Annotated in this window: 19 protein-coding genes; 15 read left to right on the top strand and 4 right to left on the bottom strand. The window is 68.5% G+C overall.

Annotated features, from left to right (window positions below):
* Positions 1-63 precede the first annotated feature (63 nt).
* The 4 genes from ACH34R_RS34140 (at position 64) to ACH34R_RS34155 (ending at position 3,372) form a co-directional block, all read left to right on the top strand.
* The gene (locus ACH34R_RS34140) at positions 64-303 is read left to right on the top strand and encodes a helix-turn-helix domain-containing protein (RefSeq protein WP_397565675.1); all 240 of its coding nucleotides are present in this window, start codon (positions 64-66) and stop codon (positions 301-303) included.
* Positions 300-491, top strand: a complete 192-nt coding sequence (locus tag ACH34R_RS34145) for a hypothetical protein (protein WP_397565676.1) — start codon at positions 300-302, stop codon at positions 489-491. The genes ACH34R_RS34140 and ACH34R_RS34145 overlap by 4 nt, the downstream gene beginning before the upstream one ends.
* A 100-nt stretch (positions 492-591) precedes the next feature.
* The gene (locus ACH34R_RS34150; RefSeq protein ID WP_397565734.1) at positions 592-2,952 is read left to right on the top strand and encodes an AAA family ATPase; all 2,361 of its coding nucleotides are present in this window, start codon (positions 592-594) and stop codon (positions 2,950-2,952) included.
* 72 nt (positions 2,953-3,024) lie between these two features.
* Positions 3,025-3,372 (top strand): hypothetical protein, encoded by a 348-nt coding sequence (locus tag ACH34R_RS34155; protein ID WP_397565677.1) that lies wholly within the window; start codon positions 3,025-3,027, stop codon positions 3,370-3,372.
* 316 nt (positions 3,373-3,688) lie between these two features.
* Here the strand turns inward: ACH34R_RS34155 and ACH34R_RS34160 are convergent, their stop codons facing one another.
* Together ACH34R_RS34160 and ACH34R_RS34165 are read right to left on the bottom strand one after the other, a co-directional pair.
* Positions 3,689-4,186: a hypothetical protein gene (locus tag ACH34R_RS34160; RefSeq protein ID WP_397565678.1), complete on the bottom strand. Its 498-nt coding sequence runs from the start codon at positions 4,184-4,186 to the stop codon at positions 3,689-3,691.
* 204 nt (positions 4,187-4,390) lie between these two features.
* Positions 4,391-4,756, bottom strand: coding sequence for a GntR family transcriptional regulator (locus tag ACH34R_RS34165; RefSeq protein ID WP_397565679.1), 366 nt, complete (start codon positions 4,754-4,756; stop codon positions 4,391-4,393).
* A gap of 702 nt (positions 4,757-5,458) precedes the next feature.
* Between ACH34R_RS34165 and ACH34R_RS34170 the strand changes: the two genes are divergently transcribed.
* The 4 genes from ACH34R_RS34170 (at position 5,459) to ACH34R_RS34185 (ending at position 9,360) form a co-directional block, all read left to right on the top strand.
* Complete coding sequence (locus ACH34R_RS34170) at positions 5,459-5,905, top strand: hypothetical protein (protein ID WP_397565680.1); 447 nt, start codon at positions 5,459-5,461, stop codon at positions 5,903-5,905.
* Positions 5,906-6,912: 1,007 nt separating this feature from the next.
* Positions 6,913-7,743, top strand: coding sequence for a hypothetical protein (locus ACH34R_RS34175; protein WP_397565681.1), 831 nt, complete (start codon positions 6,913-6,915; stop codon positions 7,741-7,743).
* 122 nt (positions 7,744-7,865) lie between these two features.
* Entirely contained in the window at positions 7,866-8,513 is a 648-nt protein-coding gene (locus ACH34R_RS34180; protein ID WP_397565682.1) for a PadR family transcriptional regulator, read from the top strand.
* A gap of 169 nt (positions 8,514-8,682) precedes the next feature.
* A complete protein-coding gene (locus ACH34R_RS34185; RefSeq protein WP_397565683.1) occupies positions 8,683-9,360 on the top strand; it encodes a class I SAM-dependent methyltransferase in 678 nt (225 codons plus the stop codon).
* Between the two features lie 681 nt (positions 9,361-10,041).
* On the opposite strand, the gene ACH34R_RS34190 is transcribed toward ACH34R_RS34185, so the two are convergent.
* Positions 10,042-10,902: an alpha/beta fold hydrolase gene (locus ACH34R_RS34190; protein ID WP_397565684.1), complete on the bottom strand. Its 861-nt coding sequence runs from the start codon at positions 10,900-10,902 to the stop codon at positions 10,042-10,044.
* Between the two features lie 633 nt (positions 10,903-11,535).
* Between ACH34R_RS34190 and ACH34R_RS34195 the strand changes: the two genes are divergently transcribed.
* Positions 11,536-11,856 (top strand): DciA family protein, encoded by a 321-nt coding sequence (locus ACH34R_RS34195; RefSeq protein ID WP_397565685.1) that lies wholly within the window; start codon positions 11,536-11,538, stop codon positions 11,854-11,856.
* Positions 11,857-11,901: 45 nt separating this feature from the next.
* Here the strand turns inward: ACH34R_RS34195 and ACH34R_RS34200 are convergent, their stop codons facing one another.
* Complete coding sequence (locus tag ACH34R_RS34200; protein ID WP_397565686.1) at positions 11,902-12,237, bottom strand: MmcQ/YjbR family DNA-binding protein; 336 nt, start codon at positions 12,235-12,237, stop codon at positions 11,902-11,904.
* A gap of 104 nt (positions 12,238-12,341) precedes the next feature.
* Between ACH34R_RS34200 and ACH34R_RS34205 the strand changes: the two genes are divergently transcribed.
* The 6 genes from ACH34R_RS34205 (at position 12,342) to ACH34R_RS34230 (ending at position 18,272) form a co-directional block, all read left to right on the top strand.
* Entirely contained in the window at positions 12,342-12,653 is a 312-nt protein-coding gene (locus ACH34R_RS34205; protein WP_397565687.1) for a hypothetical protein, read from the top strand.
* Positions 12,654-12,983: 330 nt separating this feature from the next.
* Positions 12,984-13,580 carry a dihydrofolate reductase family protein gene (locus ACH34R_RS34210; RefSeq protein WP_397565688.1) on the top strand — a complete coding sequence of 199 codons (597 nt, stop codon included), beginning with the start codon at positions 12,984-12,986 and terminating at the stop codon, positions 13,578-13,580.
* 551 nt (positions 13,581-14,131) lie between these two features.
* Positions 14,132-15,070: a DMT family transporter gene (locus ACH34R_RS34215; protein WP_397565689.1), complete on the top strand. Its 939-nt coding sequence runs from the start codon at positions 14,132-14,134 to the stop codon at positions 15,068-15,070.
* A 2-nt stretch (positions 15,071-15,072) separates the two neighbouring features.
* Positions 15,073-15,738 carry a GntR family transcriptional regulator gene (locus tag ACH34R_RS34220; RefSeq protein ID WP_397565735.1) on the top strand — a complete coding sequence of 222 codons (666 nt, stop codon included), beginning with the start codon at positions 15,073-15,075 and terminating at the stop codon, positions 15,736-15,738.
* 355 nt (positions 15,739-16,093) lie between these two features.
* The gene (locus ACH34R_RS34225) at positions 16,094-16,444 is read left to right on the top strand and encodes a hypothetical protein (protein ID WP_113978718.1); all 351 of its coding nucleotides are present in this window, start codon (positions 16,094-16,096) and stop codon (positions 16,442-16,444) included.
* Between the two features lie 367 nt (positions 16,445-16,811).
* Entirely contained in the window at positions 16,812-18,272 is a 1,461-nt protein-coding gene (locus tag ACH34R_RS34230; protein WP_397565690.1) for a sugar transferase, read from the top strand.

An 18,272-nucleotide genomic window follows, 5' to 3' on the forward strand; every position in this document is an offset into this window, starting at 1 on the left:
GATGCATGGACCAATTAAAGGTCTTCTGGACGGTCTCGTCCGGGCCGTTAGGCCCTATTAGTCGTGCCGTTCAAATATCGGGAAAGGTTCACGTTGGCGCGCCAATTTTCTGGCGCGCGCCTCCGCGACAGGCGGAGGTTCGCGCGTCTGTCAGCACACGCCCTAGGGCTCGCAGCCCACTGCACTCCTGACGCCATCTTCCGGTTCGAGCGTGGCCACTGCGCCCCGTCCGCCGACCGGCTCGGCCGCCTCGCCGACGCACTGTCGTGCCGCATCGACGACCTGTTCGAGGCTGCCGGATGATGCCGCGTGAGGAACTGCGCGCGTGGGTCAGGCGATCTTGTGAGGCCCAGGGCGTCCCGTTCCTCATCTCCGACCCGGTGGTGCTGGACAAGGTGGCATCCATATTGCGAGAGGCCGACCGCCGGGCGCGCAACATGCCGACGACGCCGCCGAAGCAGGAGCGGGAGGCACGTAGGCGTGCAGCCTGACGTGGAGCGGACCGGACCTCCGACTCCAGGTGTGGAGGACCGGTCCGCAGCCAACGCCATCCGTGACGCCAGCCTAGCCGCCGTTGACGGCCCGAATGGCATGCGGAGACCCAGGCCGCGCAACGCCAGGCGTTGCGTCTCGGAACCCGATTCGGAGAATCTGCTGACGGGGGTGCCGTTCGACCATGCCTCGGAGTATCGCAATCGCGGGTGGACCGGTACCATCCCTCTGCCGCCCGGTGCGAAGTTTCCTCCGCCCGGTGGGTGCACCGGCAGAGGACCTTCCATGCCCACCACCGATCAGATTCGTGTGTGGCGAGCCAGGGGGTGGAACGCGACTGACCGGGACACTGGTCACCTCGTGGACCATCAGGTCGGTAACATCGCGCTGCGTTTGCCCCCGATCATCGTAGGCATCGACGTGGACGCATACCCGCCCAAGCAGGGCGCGAGGACGCTGGCCGCGTTGAGGGCCAGGTGGGGCGAGTTGCCGCCGACGTATATCACGACCTCGCGCCGTGATGGCGTCTCGGGTATCCGCCTGTACCGCGTCCCGGCTGGGCTGATGTGGCCGGGCAAGGCCGGCTCGGATATCGAGATCGTCCACCACGGAATCCGGTACGCCATCGTGTGGCCGAGTGTCCATCCCGACACCGGCGACACCTACCGGTGGCTCGGACCGGACGGCCAGCCCTGCGGCATCCCCGAGTTCGGCGACATCCCTTCGTTACCGGACGCGTGGGTCACTGGGCTGACCGGCAGCACGGGCGCGGGCGACAAGAATGGCCGCAGCCACACTAATAGCAGCACACCTAGCGGCGTTCAGGTGAGCGTGCAGAACGTGCGGGACTGGTTGGCGAAACTGCCGGCGAGGGAGCCGTGCACGCTGGTCCGGCTACGCGCGGCTAAGGCCCTGGCTGCGGCACGAGGGGAGGCCGGAAGCCGCCACGACAGCACGCGGGACGCTGTGCTGGCGTTGTTGCGCGCGGGTGAGTCCCGGCACCCCGGCGTGCTTGCCGCGCTGACGTTCATCCGGGCGGAGTTCGTGGAAAACGTGGGGAAGGATCGTGACAGCGCCGGGAGTGAGTTCGACTCGTTCACTGAGGGCGGTGTGAAGCTGATCCTGGCCGAGCCCGCCGACCTGCCGGTGAAGGGCTGCGACTGCGCGGAGCGCCGCGATGTGCCGTTCCCCGACGAACCCGCTGGGCAGCCGCCCGACGACGATCGGGCCGTAGGGCGCCGGGTCGTGCTGACCCCGGCGTCCGCCATCAAGCCGCGCCGGGTGCGGTGGCTGTGGAAGGGGCGCCTGGCACTCGGCACGCTAGGACTGCTCGCGGGAGGCGAAGGGCTGGGCAAGTCCACGCTCGCCTATACGATCGCCGCCGAGATCACCAGAGGCGCGCTGCCGGGGGAGTACCAAGGCACACCGCGCGCTGTGCTGGTGTGCGCGGCGGAGGACTCCTGGGAGCACACCATCGTGCCTCGCCTGATGGCAGCCGGGGCTGACCTCGACCGCGTGTTCCGCGTCGAGATCAAGGCCGCTGACGACATCACGGTCGGCCTCTCACTGCCACAGGACACTGCCCGGGTGGAGGCCGCAGCCGAGCAAGTAGAGGCCGCGCTGATGATCCTCGACCCGCTCATGTCGCGTCTGGATGGTGCGCTGGACAGCTATAAGGACGCCGACGTTCGGCGTGCCCTTGAGCCATTGGTGGCCCTGGCAGATCGCGTACGCATGGCTGTTCTCGGGCTGATGCACCACAACAAGTCCGGTTCATCCGACCCGCTGCAACTGGTGATGGCCTCGAAGGCGTTCACCGCCGTCGCCCGCTCCGTCCACACGGTCATCAAAGATCCGGACGATGAGACCGAGCAGCGTCGTCTGTTCGGCACGCCGAAGAACAACCTCGGCCGCACGGACCTGTCCACGCTCTCGTTCACGATCGTCGGCCATGCGATCGACACCGAGGAGGGACCCGCGAATACGGGCCGCCTCGTGTGGGGCGAGGCCGTGGAGGGCACGATCGCCGACGCGCTCCGTCGGAGCGTGGCGGCCGAGGCGGAGGGCATGACCACGGCTGTGGGCAAGGCGACGGAATGGCTCCTCGCGCATCTGAGGGGCAGGGCTGGCGTGGACGAGAGCCACGCCATCATGGCGGCGGGCAAGGCGGCCGGACACAGTGAGTCCGCGATCAAGCGCGCTCGCAAGAAGGCCCAGGTGGACAGCACGTCCACTGACACCTTCCCGCGCCGTACTTACTGGTCGCTGCCCCTCGACGCACAGTCGATTCAAGGGTCGGGCCATTCGCCTAGGGGAGACGATCTGACTGAACTAACTGAGCCAACTGTGCTCCAGTCGGTTCAGTCGGTCCAGTCAGCTCAAGGTCACAGGCGTGAACCGACCATTGACCCGACCGGTCACGGCACGTCCCCCGTCTGGCCCACCCAGCGGGCCAGCTAATCGTCACGCCTGCGGCCGCCCGGTCTCGCGCCTGCGGCCACGGGCACCATCGCCGCCTACAGGGAGATCAAGATGGCCACCATCGCGAATGCTGCCAACACGGTTCAACGCGAGCTCATCGCCGAGTTGGTGCGCATGGACCCGCCGCACTTGACCGACGAACTGCGGGCCGCCGCCGTGCAGAAGTTGGACGAACTGGCCGAGCGCGTCAAGGAAGATCGGGTCGCCGTCGCCGCCGCCCGCTCCTTCATCGAGTCGTTGGAGCGCGACGCGGCCGGGGTGCTGCGCCGTGCGCGGCGCGTCATCGACATCGAGCAGGTGGGCAGCGGCCGGGCGGCCGGACGCTCCGGCGGGGACTTCGTCGAGACGCGAGCCACGCGCAGTGTGGACGAGCTGCGGGGTGCGTGGCGGGCGGGCTGAGCTGCCACCCTGATGCGGGCTGACCGATGCTGACCTACAAGATCGGCCGATTTGTGGACTATTTGGGCGGCGGGCCCGGCTCTTGCGCAGGGCTCCGCAGGCAACATGGGCGGGTCTGTAACCTGCGTAGGTGGATGCGTCTCTGTCGCTCGCAGAGCCGTGCTCGCGCGCTGAGTCGATCGGTATGCGTCGAACGATGATCTTGTTTTTGGGGTGGTTTCAGCAGTGCGTGACGTGCGCTCAGCACACAAATGATCTTTGTATGCAACTCACGAGAATGAAGATTCTCAAAAGTTACTTATTAGTAAGTTGCAAGCTAGGGTACGAAAAGGTTGATCAGCACGCCGATCGGAACCGAAATAGCCACCCCGAGGGCGAAGAATATCCACTGCTGACGACGCTCGGCACGGATGGTGGCCTTCGTCTCCCCGACGAGGATCTGGCGGATCCTCTGTGCCCGCTCGGGCTCTATGGCGAGGACTTCGCGATGTTCTTCGGTTTCCGCGACGAGGGCATCGCGCACGGCCTGCTGGGCTTCGAGATCGCGGCGTAGCTCGTTCATGAGGGTGGCCGCGTCGGCGAAGGTGGTGTTGATTGCAGCAATACGCCTGTGCAGCCGTTCGCGAGGGTCTGCCTCGGCCTCCTGCTGTTGCTCCCGTGCTGCGGCTGTTAGTCGCCGCATCCGGGTGACGAGCGCTGAGAACACGATCATTGGGATATAGATCACGATGCCGATTGCCGCCCAGTCCCCAGAGGCTGATGACCGTGGCATTTGCTGGATGAGGGCAACGGCGCCCAGTACCACGAAGGTCATCAAGATCACAGTGAAGGTTTTGAACCGTGACGCCTTCCGCTCCGCTTCGGATCGCTGTAGGCGTGGCTTGGGTTTCGGAAGCATGAGGTCATTGCATGGCATCGGCGGCGCGGCGGTGCCAGAAGACCCGATGGGTGAGCAAATACAAGCGGTAGGGGTAAGGCTAGAGGGCTACGGGGTTGGCGAAAGCTGGGATAGCAACCCCTACTCGGTCGGCTCCTCGCTCGGCGGCGGCTGTACGAACGTGCCCTTGCCGTGAACGCGGCACACGAGCCCGCGTTCCGTCAGCTCCTGCATGGCGCGGCGGATGGTCATCCTCGCCACTCCATACGAGTTGCTGAGATCGAGCTCGGACGGCAAACGGTCGCCGGGAGTGAACTCACCGGCCGCGATCCGTGCGGCGATGTGTGACCGAGCAATCACCCGAGTCGCTACAGAGCGGCTGGAGCCTGCCGAACCCACTGCACTTGCCTGAGGTTCGCTGCGAAACCTGTGGCCTGCTGATCGTGAGGACTTTGAGCAACGTGTGGGGCCTCGTCTGGATAGCCGTGGAGGCCCAGACGCTTCCACCTGCCCAGTGTGAGAAGGCCGAAAGGATCAAGACCATCCGTGGCCCGCACCGGCCGCCCGACCCCGAGGGGGCTGTCGAGACCACCTGAAACTCCCGGCCCGCGTGAGCAAAGCCCTGTCTTCCCCGTGGGTGCGGGCCGGGGCGGGTGGCCTCGGTCCTCCGGTAGCCGGGGCCACCCACTTCCTTGCGCCTCAGGGCGAGACGCGGCGCAACGGAGCGTGACGCGCTGCCGTGCGGTCCGTTGACATCGGCGGTATCGTGAGCAAGAACGCGCTGATCAGCGCTGATATGCTTTCAAGATCACAAACTTTCGGTTACATAGTCTTGCACCCGTAGGCACCGGCGTCTCCTGCCCGGTGGGCATCGCGTCCGCCGGTAAGTGAGCGACATCCCTCCCGCCGGGCCTCCAGCGGGTTAAGAGGACGCCCGGCGGAGTTTCGTACCAGGGGTCATGCGCGCGTCCGCGTGGCGACGCACTCGGCAACACAGGCCCTGCGCCCCCCTCGACGCGCCATGACCCAGGTGCGACCCGCCCGCCATCAAGCAGCAAGCCGAGGCGCCACATAAGGGCCACCTAAGGCGCCTCCCTGGGGGGGCCCGCCTACACTGGCGACCACGTTTCCCTGGATTTACCGGCATCGCCAACATCGGAACGTGTTCTGACATAGCCTTGCCGGGCGAGAGCCGGCCATGCTGACGCAGTGACCTTCTCGGACTTGTCGCGAAATCCGCGCGCGGTCGCCGAGCCGGCGGCACGTCTGGGGCGGGTTCGTGTCACACATCGGGATGCTCCAGACTTCTACCTGACCGCAGCAGACCACGAAGAGGAACGCGACCGGACGCTGGCCACCGCGTCCCGGCCGTTCCTGGCGTTGATCAAGCGCGACCCCACCGCGCGTGCGCTGGTCATAGCCATGCCGGAGGTCTTCCCCTGGGTTCGCCACCTGTCTTCGGACGAACTACGCGCCTTCACGCTGGAACTCGTCGAAGCGCTCTCCGATGCCGCTGAGCTGGATGCCGATGTCACGACCCGTGAGGTCATCGCGGGCTGGCGATCCACGGCCAGAATCAAGGCGGACCACGCCAGTTACGCCGAGGCCCGCAAAGCCACAAGTGGCGATTTCGGGCCGGTGCAGGTCTCGGCGTGAGCCCGAAGCGCGGAGATCGGGTAACAGTGCCGCCGCCGGAGGACGAATGGGATGTCCGGTTCGGCACCGGTGACGCAGCCCGTGGCCGGGAAGAACTGTGCCGCCATGCGCTGGCGAACACGCGTCGATGCTTCGAGATTTTGCGCGTAGATCCTCGTTCGGGCGTCGGCCACGACCGTCAACATCGCCTACGCGGTGACCTCGCGAGCCATCGCCACGATGCGAATTCGAGGTCACCAATGGCGGGCGAGTGCGCCATGCCATCGATGGCACGACACGTACCGTCTGGGTGATCTACGCATCGCCTCGGCACTCCAAGGACACGGAGTAGTCCGGCATTATCGACGGAGCCGGTCAGGCGGTCGGTGATCTGCGATCCGAGCATGTCTCGCTCGGCGTCCAGTTAGTGATGACGGCCTTGTCAGGTACGCCGCCGCTCGCGTGGACGTACACCGTGCCCGTCAGAGCATCGGCCGTTCGCCACTGATCACTCGCTTCCATTCAACATGGGCGGTTTCGTGGGGCGCCAAGCGACGAAAAGAACGCCACCTGCTGTGCGAGTGCCCGGGGTAGAGCCGGCAGGAACCTGATCATGAATGGTCGCGGTAGCCGGCGTCATGCGGACCGGACTCCAGGGCATGGCCTGGGCGTCGCCCTGCCGTGCTCCGGTTCGCGGGCGTCTTCGGTCCATGGGAGCTGCACAGCCACCGGATCGTGGGGCTTCCGGTCGCACCCTGCGATCCCGTCTTCTGCGAGCCCTGTGCGGCCGTCAGCATGGTGGAACCTCCGTAGCCAAGGCTGCTCCCCCTGCTCCCCTTGCGGCAGCGGTACTCCCGCGCGAAGCCGGTACGGCGGCCGGAAAGCGCGCCACTCGGCAGGAGGTCATCGCGTCCCATGAGACGCCGCAGCGGGTTGTCCACAGGTGGCGGTGCGGTGCGCTCGGTGGTTGTCCACAGAATGGGATTCGGCGGGTGGGCGGCCTGGCCGGGTGGCGCATGCTGCTGTCCATGACGGAAACGGTTACGCCGAGATTTCTCGGCCATGCGTTGTTGGTGTCCGGGCTCGATCCCCGCGTGGTCGCGTGGGGGAAGACGGCGGCGCATCTGTGGGGGATCGACACGGCGGCGGCGAGGGCGCCCGCCGAGCCGTGGCCGATGGAGTTCATCGTGCCGCCGGGGTTCGGTGATCCACCGGGGTGCCTGGTGCGGGAGGGGGGCGTCGCCGACTCTGATGTGACGACTCATCTGGGCGTCCGGCTCACCGGGCGGGAGCGTACCGCGATCGACTGCGCCCTGCATCTGCCTCGCCTTGAGGCGGTGACCGTTCTCGACCAGTTCCTGCATGCGGGGCTCGCGGAGAGCCGGCTGGCCGCGCGGGTGGCCGCGCTGCGCAGGGAGGGCGACCGCCGGCGTGTCCGGAGCGTGCTGGCCCTGGCCGACGGAGGTGCGGCCTCCCCGCGTGAGACCTGGATCCGGCTGGCCCTGTGCGACGCGGGGCTTCCGGCGCCGCGCACCCAGATCCCGGTGCGCCTTCCCGGCGGCGATCGCACCTGCTACCTCGATCTCGGCTGGGAGGAGTTCCGGCTGGCGACCGAGTACGACGGCGAAGAGCACCACACGGCCACCGCCGATCGGCGCCACGACGAGGTTCGCCGTGCCGGGTTGCGGGAGCTGGGCTGGCGGATCATCCCCGTCCGCCGCGACGTCATCCCCGCCCGGACCGCCGACTACATCGAGATCGTCGCCAACGCCCTGCTCGAACGTGGCTGGAAGCCCTCACACGACCACCTCCTCGCGGTGATGTCCCGGGTCCGCGCCGCCCGGCGACGCCCTCCGTGATCGATCGACATGGGAGCCGGTGTGCCATCCGCCTGGCCATTCACCGCAATGCAATGGGCGATATTGGAGGATTGATCTGGTTTACTCGCATACGTATACTCGTCTACGAGTAGGGGGTGGTCATGGCCAGGCGGCGCAAGGTGAACAACATGCTCGGCCTGGCCGTGCTGGCGGCCCTCGCCGAAAGGCCGATGCATCCCTACGAGATGGCCGCCGTCCTGCGAGAACGCGGCAAGGACGAGGACATGCCGATCAAATGGGGCACCCTCTACACTGTGGTCCGCAACCTGGAGAAGTACGGATTCATCACCGTCTCGGAGAGCGTCCGGGATGGCTCGCATCCCGAGCGCACGATCTACCAGCTCACCCGGGAGGGGCGGGTGGAGTTCGCCGACTGGGTGCGGGATCTGCTCGCCGAGCCCCAACGCGAGCAGCCGAAGTTCATGGCGGCGCTCTCGGTGTGGCAGGTCCTCGGGCCGGAGGAGGCGATGCGGCTGCTCCGCCAGCGGCTCACCCTGCTCGACACGGAGATCGCCGAGCGGCGCACCACGCTGATGGGCTATGCCGGCGACCTGCCGCGCATCTTCCTCGTCGAGTCGGAGTACGGCCTGGCCATGCGCGAGGCCGAGGCGGCATGGATCCGATCGCTGCTCGACGAGCTGACCACAGGCTCGTTCCCCGACCTGGGCGCATGGCGGGAGTGGTACGAAACCGGCCGCCTGCCGTCCGAGGTGCGATCCCCCACCGAAAGGGGCGAGCAAGGCGACTGAAACCGCATTAAGGGGCCCGGCGGCGGTGCGGGAACACCGCCGCCAGGCCCTTGACCTCGAACCGAAACCCGTGGAACGGAAATCCGGCCGTAAGGTGCCAACCGTAAGGATAGCGGGGTTCCGTCCCTGGGCCGGTTCGGACATCACAAGATCCGAAACCGGAGTGACCATGCATAACACGCAACGCAAGCACACCCAGGCGGTGTCCATCGAAGGGGCGATGGCACGCTGGTACGCGCGCCAGCGCGCTTCCGCCCCTCAGCTCGCGGAGGTACGCCGGCTCGCCACCCGCCTCGGCGACGGCCTGCCGGCCGGCGCCGCCGTCCTCGAAATCGGCCCCGGACCCGGCTACCTGGCCATCGAGCTCGCCCGGCTCGGCTTCAAGGTGACCGGCCTCGACCTCAGCCGGACACTGGTCGAGATCGCCGCCGACAACGCCCGCCAGGCGGGCGTGCACGTCGACTTCCAACGCGGCGACGCCGCGGCCCTGCCGTTCGCCGACCGAACCTTCCGCCTGATCGTCTGCGTGGCGGCGTTCAAGAACTTCGGCAGCCCGGACCGGGCTCTGAACGAGATGCATCGGGTCCTCGGCGACGGTGGCACCGCCGTGATCCAGGACATGAACAAGGAGGCGTCCAACGCCGCCATCAACGAGGAGGTGCGCGGCATGGAACTGGGCCGCATCAACTCCCTGATGACCAAGGTCCCGCTACGCGGCCTCCGCCGCCGCGCCTATTCCCCCGCCGACTTCCAACACCTCGCCGCTGGAAGCGCATTCGGCGCCTGCGAGGTCGACACGAGCGGGATCAGCGTGGAGGTGCGTCTGACCAGACGCCCCCGTCTCTGATGTGCCTTGCGCCGGTGGCGTCGTACGGCCCAGGCCGGAGGGGGAGTGATCTCCAACAGAACACCGGACTCCCACGTCGGTCCGATCGCACGCCGTAGCCGCCGCCGGCGCCGCCACTCGCCCGCCCCAACGGCCACAGGACCCGCGGTGCATCGCCGGGCCGCGTCCTGGGCCCTCGACCGCGGCCGGGCCTGTGCCGTCGGCCATCAGGCCGACTGCCCATGCCAGGCATGCCGGCCGTCCCGGGCCCCTGGTCGTCCCCGGGCGGCGACGCGCAGCCCATGTTGTCGAGACCTTCCGCATTGAGAATGGCCGGTTCGCGGAGCTGTGGGGGGCCAGTGCGGGGTTCCCGTCCTCGGCCAGTCCGGAGGATCTGCTCAGCTAGTCCTGAGAACGTGCGCTGCGGCGTGAGCCGCCCAGTGCTGCACGAACCGGGGAGGCGACAAGGGCTTCGACGACCTTGTCCGGCCCAGGTCGTGGAGCGCTTGTCGGCGTTCCGCCTTCGCCACTCGCCGTACGTCTCTGCCTCTGCCCGCAGCCGGGGTCGGCATCATCGGCATTCGTGATCAGTGAGTGGCGCTCGCTCTCGCGCGCGTGGCGTGCCAAGGGGGCGGGGCGCGCATTCGCCGGTCGGCGGTGGCGAAGCGTCGGGCCGGGCGTCGATGAGCTCCGCATGGTGGGCTACCACCAGGGTGGTGTCATGCCGGTGCCGGCTGAGAGAAAGGAGGTGATCGTGGTGGACAGTTCGCGGGGGTAGGTGACCCATGGGAAGTGTGCGCCGGGTACGGAGATGGTTCTCGCATCGGGGAAGATCGTGACCAGGGACTCCGCTTGGACGGCTGTGGGGGAGAGATCATCGTCTCCGGACACCACGAGGACCGGGGCGGTGAGCCGGGAGAGTTCGGCGCGGGTGGTGGCCGGGTGGTAGGCGCCTTCCTCGGCGAAGCCCTTTGCGGCGGCCGGCGCGGACGGGAATGATCTTGCATGTTCCTCGGCCGCCGCGTTCCATGGGTTGTAGAAGAACGGTCGTGCCGCCATCCGGACCTCTTCGCGATCGTCCCCGGCGTCCCAGGCGTCGAGTGCGGCGCACGCGGTGCCGTACCACGGTTCCGCCGAGCGGCGCTCCACGGCGGCGATCCACTCCTCGTCCGTGACCTCGATCCCGGCCGCCGCCAGCCCGGGAGTCAGCAGGACGAGCCGGCGCACTCGCTCGGGATGACGAGCGGCGTAGAGGACGGCCAGGTCGGCCGCGGCCGAGTGAGCAAGCAGGTCGATCGCGTCGAGAGCGAGGTGCGCCCGCAGTGCCTCGACGTCCGCCACAAGCCGGTCGGCCCGATACGTGCCCGGGTCCCCGGGGGTCGCGGACTCGCCCGTACCCCTGCCGTCCAGCAGGATCAGCCGGTGGTGAAGGCCGAGGCCGCCCAGATCGCCCAGGTACCCCGAGGGCCGCCCGGGCCCACCGGGGAGACAGATGAGCGGGGGGCCCTGTCCGAGAATGTGGTAGACGAGGAGCGTGCCGTCGTAGGACGGGAAAGTCGGCATGATCCAGGCGATCACAGCCGCCCGGTCCGCAGCAATTCCTTTTCGGCCGGGAACGTCACAGCATGCTGAAGCGTTTCGCATCCGGTACACGAGGCCGGTACACGAGGCCGGTACACGAGGCCGGTACACGAGGCCGGTACACGAGGCCGGTACACGAGGCCGGTACACGAGGCCGGTACACGAGGCCGGTACACGAGGCCGGTACACGAGGCCGGGCGTTGGGGTGTGTCGGGTCGGCCCCGGGTGTGTTGGAACCGCACCCCGCCGTGTGGGTACTTCGGCGCACGCAGGCCCAGGCCCACGCCCAGGCCGACGCACGCGGCGCGCGTGGGGAGGTAGGCGATCCCCGGTCTTCGGCGCGGTGATCCGCGAGCGGCTGGCCTACCGGGGGTGGGCAGGAGATCGAGGTCGGGGGGCTTCGGGTGCTGGTGCGACATCGTGGGACGGATCTGGGGGGGCGAATCGCGTCCCCAGGAGTGGTGTACATTCCGCCGGGCCCAGCATTCCGGCGGGTCGCCGTTGACGGGCGCCGGTGGCCGCCGTCGTGCCTCTCGCCGTTGCGGCGCCGATGGGTGGTGCGGCCAGGCGGTGAGGACGCGGTGGACGACGGCCGTTCCTGCCGGCCGGTGAGACATGAGCGTGACCATCGGGCCTTTGGACCACTCGGCGGGACGCCATCTGGGGGCGCACACTAGGCCGGAGAGATTTACGGATGGTTCGGCGGACTCGACGGATCGGGCGACGCAGGTGCGGTTGCCGGCGACGGCGCTGGTCAGACGGCTGAACGAGGAGCTGGGCGAGGGCGCTGTCCGCCGGGTGAAGGTCCAGGGGGCCGCAGCGCGGGCTGCGCCCGACCCTGCGGTGCCAGGCACAAGCGGGTGGAGTGGGGGGCCTTGGGCGGCTGTCCAGTGGGTGCGGCGCAATGGCATGTGGTTGTTCGGTGGTGAGATTTGAGTGACCGTGTGGCACGTGCCAATGGTGATCGGTCGGCCGGAGATCTCATTCCAGGAGGGCGATCAGCCGCTTGGGGGCCTTGAGGCGCCAGGCGTCGGTCAGCAGTTCGCGTAGCTCGTCCTGGTCGACCGCTGCCAGGCGGACCCGCATCCAGTCGTAGTTATCGTCGTGGCCTTGGCGGATGTAGAACTTGGTGGGTTCGGCGGCGAGCAGGTGGGCGCGTTCGGGGCGGGGTACGGCGACGCCGATGGCCGCGTCGTCGTCGCCGATCGAGGCGAAGATCTTGTTGCGCACCCGGAAGGTCGGCAGGCCCCAGGCGAGTTTCTCGGTGGCCTCCGGAAGTGAGAGCGCTATCGAGCGGACATCATCCACAGTCGTCATGTCTCCATACTCAACCAGCTCGGTTTTCTGGCTTCCAGGTGACTTCGGAACCATCCGGCTCCCGGGCACGTCTTGAAGGTAAGGAGCGACAGGGGGAGAGGCGCATGCCATCGGTCGCGGAACTGGTCGAGTCGGAGGTGGCCCGGGTGTCGCAGGCGGTGCGCGCCCGAGGCGTGGAGTTGGAGCGGGAGGGCGCGGTGCAGCTCGTGCGCTACGCCCCGCTGGTGGTCACCGCCGAGGTCGACGACGCGGCGGCCCGCGTCGAACTGACCATCGTGGAGGGCTCGTTGTGCTGGTTCTGCACTTGTGCTGAGGGCAGATCGGGCGCGTTCTGCGGGCACTGCGCGGCCACCGCACTGGTCGCCTGTCAGCGCAAGGGTACGCTGGCACGGTCAGGCCAGAGCCCCAGGCCCTAATCGAATAGGCCGGTGCCAAAAGCCCCATCCGCCTCGCAGGGGCGGGGGGATCGCCCCTTTGCGCGCCGGCCGCCCACAGGCCGGGCCCTGACCGTATCCGGCGGCCGGTGCCATCGCCCCTGGTCGGAAAGAGCGTTTCGGGTCAGTGGCGTGTCCGTCTTCGGTAGGAAGGGCCGCCGGGAGTTCGGTCAGGTCGCGGCGCGTATCTCCGGTTCCGTGCCGTAAGGTCCCCTGTTGGCTTGGTATTCGCGGCCAGGGCGGCGCGCCGATGCGCTCCTGGCCGGGGGCTTGGGGGCCGAGCCTCGTATGCGGATCGCAGGAGGCGACGAAATGATCGACACCGAGCCGCAGACCGCGGGCGGGAAGGTGCTCTGGCACTTCACGATGTCACTGGACGGCTTCGTGGCCGGGCCGGACCACGCCATGGACTGGATGGCCACCGGCGTCTCGGCCCGTCCGGGCCTGATCGACGAGTACGTCCAGACCACGGGCGCCGTGCTGGGCGGCCGGGACGGCTGGGATGCCTCGCCCGGCAGCCGCCCGTACGGCGGCGCCTGGAAGGGCCCGGTCTTCGTGCTCACCCACCATCCCGAGGACGCGACACCCGCCGACGGTGTCACGTTCCTGAACTGCGGCCCGGCCGAGGCGGTGCGCATCGGGCTGGAGGCGGCCGGTGGCAAGAACCTCGAAGTGTTCTCGCCCGGCATTGGCCGTCAGCTTCTCGAACTGGGCCTGATCGATGAGATCGACCTGCACATCGCCCCGGTACTGCTCGGCGAGGGCATCCGGCTCTACGACAACCCCGGCGGTGAGCCGATCCGCCTCCACCGGGTCGGCGAAGGCGACCCGACGGCGGTCGTGAACGTACGGTACCGGCCCAGCGTGCCCACCGGCGGATCTCCGTCGAACGTGCAGGCCGGTGCCTGAGCCACCATCACACACGCCACGCCCCAGGCCGGACGTGCCCGCGGGGTATCGGACCTGATGGCCAGAGCATGCCCACCTTGCTTTTCGCTATTGGGCCCCTTTGGGACGGGATCCTTGACAGACTTTCGCCGGCTGCCAAGCGGAGTCGGCTCGCGTTAACGAAGCCGGCCTGTGCATTAGCTGGCGTCGGGGCTCGGGCATGCGCGGTGATGCCGGCTGCGTCGATCTTCATCCGCATCGGGGGGCGGCGCGTGGTGGCGCGGGGTGCCATCACGGCAGAGGGGAAAGCTCACCGAAAGCCCGCCGAAAGCCCGCTGAAAGCCCGGGCGGAGCTGGGGTGCGTGCCGCGGCCTGCGTCGACCCTGTGCTTTTCGATGACGATTGTTTCTTGGTGAGCGACGTCTCGACGATGTCAACGTTCTTGTTGATTTCAAGTCAACGTCGACTCATGGTTCCGGCAGGGGAGTCCGCCGTTCGCAACGCCGCCGCGAGGACGAGGGGAGGAGGAAAACGATTGGACGGCGAGTGTCTGGTTGTCAGACAATCATGCGGTGAAGTTCAATGGACCACTTGCCGTGGTCGGTGCTGCCGTGCTCTGGGGGACCGCCGGTACTGCGGGGGCGCTGGCGGTGCTCGGTGGTGTTGATGTCGCGCCCGTGTCGCTGGCCGCGGCCAGGCTGCTGATCGGCGGTGTGCTGCTGGCCGTCCTCACCGGTGCGCCCGCCGCGGTGGCGCTGCTGACCGGCAGGGGCCCGGCCCGGCTGCCGATGTTGCTGGCCGCGGTCGCCGCGGCCGGTTACCAGCTCGCGTTCTTCGCGGCGGTCACCCGGACCGGGGTCGCGATCGGTACGGTCGTGGCGATCGGCAGTGGGCCGATCTTCACGGGTGTGCTGGCGTGGCTGATCGACGGCGTGCGGCCGACCCCGCGCTGGGCCGCGGCCACCGCGGCGGCGGTGGCGGGGTGCGCGGTGCTGATCGCGGGCGGCGGGGTGGCGGCCGGTGGCGAGGTCCTGCCGGGCATCCTGTTCGCGCTGCTGGGCGGCCTGCTGTACGCGTTCTACGCGGTCATCGCGGCCCGCGTGATCAGCGCGGGGACGCCGTCGGGGGTGGTGATGGGAGCGATGTTCGGCGGCGCGGGCGTCGTGATGCTGCCCATCCTGCTGACCTCCGACTTCACCTGGCTGGGCGGTGCCGCGGGCCTCGGTACCGCGGTGTACCTGGGGTGCGCGACCACGGCGCTGGCGTGTTTCGTGTACGGCCTGGGCCTGCGTACCACCCCGGTCGCCACCGCCGCCACGCTGACCCTCGCCGAGCCCGCCGTCGCGGCCCTGCTCGGTGTGGTCGTGCTGGGGGAGCGGCTGGCCCCGGCCTCGCTGGCGGGGCTCGGCCTGCTGGCCGTGGCGCTCGTGCTGGTGGCCCTGCCGACCGGCGGCGCGCGGCTGGTACGGCGGCGCCCGGCCGCGCCGGAGAGGGCAGAATCGTCGGCGTGAGCATGCCACTGCGACCGGTCTCGACGGTCAGCGCGCTGGCCGACGCGCTGCGCGCCAGGGTGCTGTCCGGAGAGATCGAGCCGGGGACGGCGCTGCCGGAGCAGGAGATCGCCGCGGCGTACGGCGTGGCGCGTCCCACCGTGCGTGAGGCGCTGGCCGCGCTCGTGCACGAGGGGTTGCTCCGCCGCGAACGCAACCGCAGCGCGCATGTGCCAGTGGTGAGCGCGGCGGACCTGGCCGACCTGATGTTCGTACGCCGGCCGCTGGAGGAGTTGATGGCCACGGCGCTGGCGGGGCGGCGGGTGGCGGAGGCCGAAGCGGCGCTGGCGCGGATGGCGGAGTTGCCGCCGGGGTCGCCGTGGGGGCGAGTGGTGGCCGAGCACATGGCCCTGCACCAGGCGCTGATCGTCGCGGTGGGCAGCCCGCGGCTGGAGCGCCTGTACGGCACGCTCGCCGCCGAGACCCGCCTCGGGCTGGTACGGCTGCGCCGCGTCTACGACGAGGACCGAGCGGCTCTGATCGCCGAGCACCGCGACCTCCTGGACGCCATCGCCGCCGGCCCGGCCAAGGCCGCCCGCGCCGCCGTACGCGCCCATCTGGACCATTCCTGGGGCGACCACGTGCCCGGCCACCCCGCTGAACCTCCCGCGAGCGACACCACTGCCTGAGGGCGGGGGTGGCGTCCCGTTGCTTTCTCGTTCGCTTGCGCGCGGTCTTGATCGCCGAGCATGGCGATCTACTGGCCCGTCCGGCCGGGGTTGCCCGCGCTGCCGTACGCGCCCATCTGGACCCCTCCACAGGACCCACCGCAAGCAGTACCGCCACCTGGTGGGCTCTCGTTGCGCGCTGCCGTACGCGTCCGTCTGGACCGCCCCTCAGGCCGCTCCACAGGACCCCTACGAGCAACCCCACCCCTACTGCCTTGGGGGTGGGGGATGGTTTGGGGGGTTATGGGGGGTGCGACCCCCCGCTGTTTCTTCGTTCCCTTGCACGCGGCCCCCTGGAGTCGTAAGAATCGCGCCCATGCACGGCAACCCAGTGCCGGACTCTTACGTGTACGTCACAGAAGAAGGCGTGACCCGTCACTACGCTGACGGCAGCGTGGAAGCGCTCGCGTGGGAAGACGTCGTGGAGGTCCGGGTCGAGGGCGACGCGGACGCCGACGTTCTCTATACCCTGCTCGACCGCGACGGCCAGGGCTGTGTCGTGCCCAGGTCGGCCACCGATGCGTCGTTTCTCACCCGGCTGCGTTATTTGCCCGATTTCGATCTGGATCGGCTCGCGTCGGCGGTGGCGACCTCCAAAGAGGGATACACGGTGGTCTGGCGCAGCCCCGATCCGCCATCACCACTGCCCGACCTCGAATACGACTAGCCCCCGACGAGCCCCGGACTAGCCCCCAGCGATCCTCCAGCGAGCCCCCAGCGAGCCGCCGACGAGCCGCCGACCGGCTGCGGACCGGAATCCGAATGGCCTTCGGCCCGATCACCAGGCGGTACGCCCTCCACAGGACGCCCTCGCACCTTGCCCGGTCCACACCATTTGGACCGTTCCGTCAAGGCCCTACACCCCCCACGATTCGTCCGATTGTGGACATCCACCCTTATTCCCCTCAAGGTGGTTGATCTTTAGGATTTCCATGGGTACCCACCGCTCCTGATACATCCAGGAAATGTGTCAACCAGAGGGACGGGCCGCACGTCTCGTTTCTGCTTAGACAGAGGCAGCAGGGTGGGGTGGAATGAGGGTGGGGGTTGAGGAGCGCAGCGTGGCGCTCCTCGATGATGTCGCGCGCACGGCTCCAAGCATCTGGACAAGGTCCTACGCTCGGATCCTGATGGCGGGCGATCTCGCTTGCGCGGTGATCGCCTGCGAAATCGTCGTAGGCACCCGGCTGTGGCTGGGCGCCTACGTACCTGGCACCGAGGCACTTCTCGGGCTGGCACTCGCACTGGCCTGGCCTGTGGCGATGGCGCTGGGGGGCGCCTACCGCAAGCGGCTGCACGGCGAGGGCACCGAGGAGTTCCGGGTGGTCTTCAATGGCGGTCTAGCGCTCACCGCCGCGGTGGCGATCGGCGCCTACGCGACCCAGACGAGCATCGCGCGCAGCTTTGTGATGGCGATGTTCCCGCTGGCGTTGTTGCTGACGTTGTTCTTCCGCTACCGGATGCGCAAAAGGCTGCATCGGCTACGAAAGCAAGGCGATTACGTAAGACAGATGGTGGCTGTAGGTCATCGCGAGGCCGTTCTCGACCTGGTGATGCAGTTTCGCCGCCAGCCGCACCACGGCATGCAGATCGTCGCCGCGTGCCTGCCCGACGGGGCTCTGGATCCGGTGCTGGACGTGGACGGTGTCCAGGTCCTCGGCGACTTCGGTAGCGTTCCAGAGGCTGTGGCACGTGCTAAAGCCGACTCCGTGGCCATCCTGGCCTGCCCCGAGCTGGATGGCGCGGCCCTGCGCCGGCTGGCCTGGAGCCTGGAGGACGCCCGCACCGAGTTATACGTCGCCCCGGCGCTGCTGGACGTCGCAGGTCCGCGGATCAGCATCCGGCCGATGGCGGGGATGCCGCTGCTGCACGTGGAGCACCCGGAGTTCGACGGGGCCAGGCGGCTGGTGAAGAACGCCTTCGACCGCGTCGTGGCCGGGGCGGTGCTGACCGTACTTGCCGTGCCGATGCTGGTCATCGCGGCGTTCATCCGCGCGACCAGCGACGGGCCCGCGCTGTTCCGGCAGTCCAGGGTGGGCAAGGGCGGGAGTGAGTTCCAGGTCTTCAAGTTCCGCACCATGGTCGTCGACGCCGAACGTCGCAAGCTCGAACTGCTCGGCGACAACGAGTTCGACGGCGTGCTGTTCAAGATGCGCAAGGACCCGCGGATCACCCGCGTGGGAGGCTTCCTGCGCCGCTACTCGCTGGACGAACTCCCGCAACTGCTCAACGTGATCCGCGGCGAGATGTCCCTCGTCGGCCCTCGTCCGCCGCTCCCCGACGAGGTGCGCAAGTACGGCGAGGACGTCCGCCGCCGCCTCGTCGTCAAGCCGGGCATGACCGGCCTGTGGCAGGTCAGCGGACGATCCGACCTGTCCTGGGAGGAGTCGGTCCGGCTCGACCTGCGCTACGTGGAGAACTGGTCGCTCGTGCTCGATCTCCAGATCCTCTGGAAGACCTGGGCCGCCGTGATAAGCGGAGAAGGAGCCTACTGA

This window comes from Spongiactinospora sp. 9N601, assembly GCF_044326295.1.
GTDB classification, from domain to species: domain Bacteria; phylum Actinomycetota; class Actinomycetes; order Streptosporangiales; family Streptosporangiaceae; genus Spongiactinospora; species Spongiactinospora gelatinilytica.

Coding starts and splice junctions, on each gene's coding strand:
- ACH34R_RS34145 (WP_397565676.1), top strand. CDS start 300: ATGATGCCGCGTGAGGAACTGCGCGCGTGGGTCAGGCGATCTTGTGAG.
- ACH34R_RS34150 (WP_397565734.1), top strand. CDS start 592: ATGCGGAGACCCAGGCCGCGCAACGCCAGGCGTTGCGTCTCGGAACCC.
- ACH34R_RS34155 (WP_397565677.1), top strand. CDS start 3,025: ATGGCCACCATCGCGAATGCTGCCAACACGGTTCAACGCGAGCTCATC.
- ACH34R_RS34160 (WP_397565678.1), bottom strand. CDS start 4,186: ATGACCTTCGTGGTACTGGGCGCCGTTGCCCTCATCCAGCAAATGCCA.
- ACH34R_RS34175 (WP_397565681.1), top strand. CDS start 6,913: ATGACGGAAACGGTTACGCCGAGATTTCTCGGCCATGCGTTGTTGGTG.
- ACH34R_RS34180 (WP_397565682.1), top strand. CDS start 7,866: ATGGCCAGGCGGCGCAAGGTGAACAACATGCTCGGCCTGGCCGTGCTG.
- ACH34R_RS34185 (WP_397565683.1), top strand. CDS start 8,683: ATGCATAACACGCAACGCAAGCACACCCAGGCGGTGTCCATCGAAGGG.
- ACH34R_RS34190 (WP_397565684.1), bottom strand. CDS start 10,902: ATGCCGACTTTCCCGTCCTACGACGGCACGCTCCTCGTCTACCACATT.
- ACH34R_RS34195 (WP_397565685.1), top strand. CDS start 11,536: ATGAGCGTGACCATCGGGCCTTTGGACCACTCGGCGGGACGCCATCTG.
- ACH34R_RS34200 (WP_397565686.1), bottom strand. CDS start 12,237: ATGACGACTGTGGATGATGTCCGCTCGATAGCGCTCTCACTTCCGGAG.
- ACH34R_RS34205 (WP_397565687.1), top strand. CDS start 12,342: ATGCCATCGGTCGCGGAACTGGTCGAGTCGGAGGTGGCCCGGGTGTCG.
- ACH34R_RS34210 (WP_397565688.1), top strand. CDS start 12,984: ATGATCGACACCGAGCCGCAGACCGCGGGCGGGAAGGTGCTCTGGCAC.
- ACH34R_RS34220 (WP_397565735.1), top strand. CDS start 15,073: ATGCCACTGCGACCGGTCTCGACGGTCAGCGCGCTGGCCGACGCGCTG.
- ACH34R_RS34225 (WP_113978718.1), top strand. CDS start 16,094: ATGCACGGCAACCCAGTGCCGGACTCTTACGTGTACGTCACAGAAGAA.
- ACH34R_RS34230 (WP_397565690.1), top strand. CDS start 16,812: ATGAGGGTGGGGGTTGAGGAGCGCAGCGTGGCGCTCCTCGATGATGTC.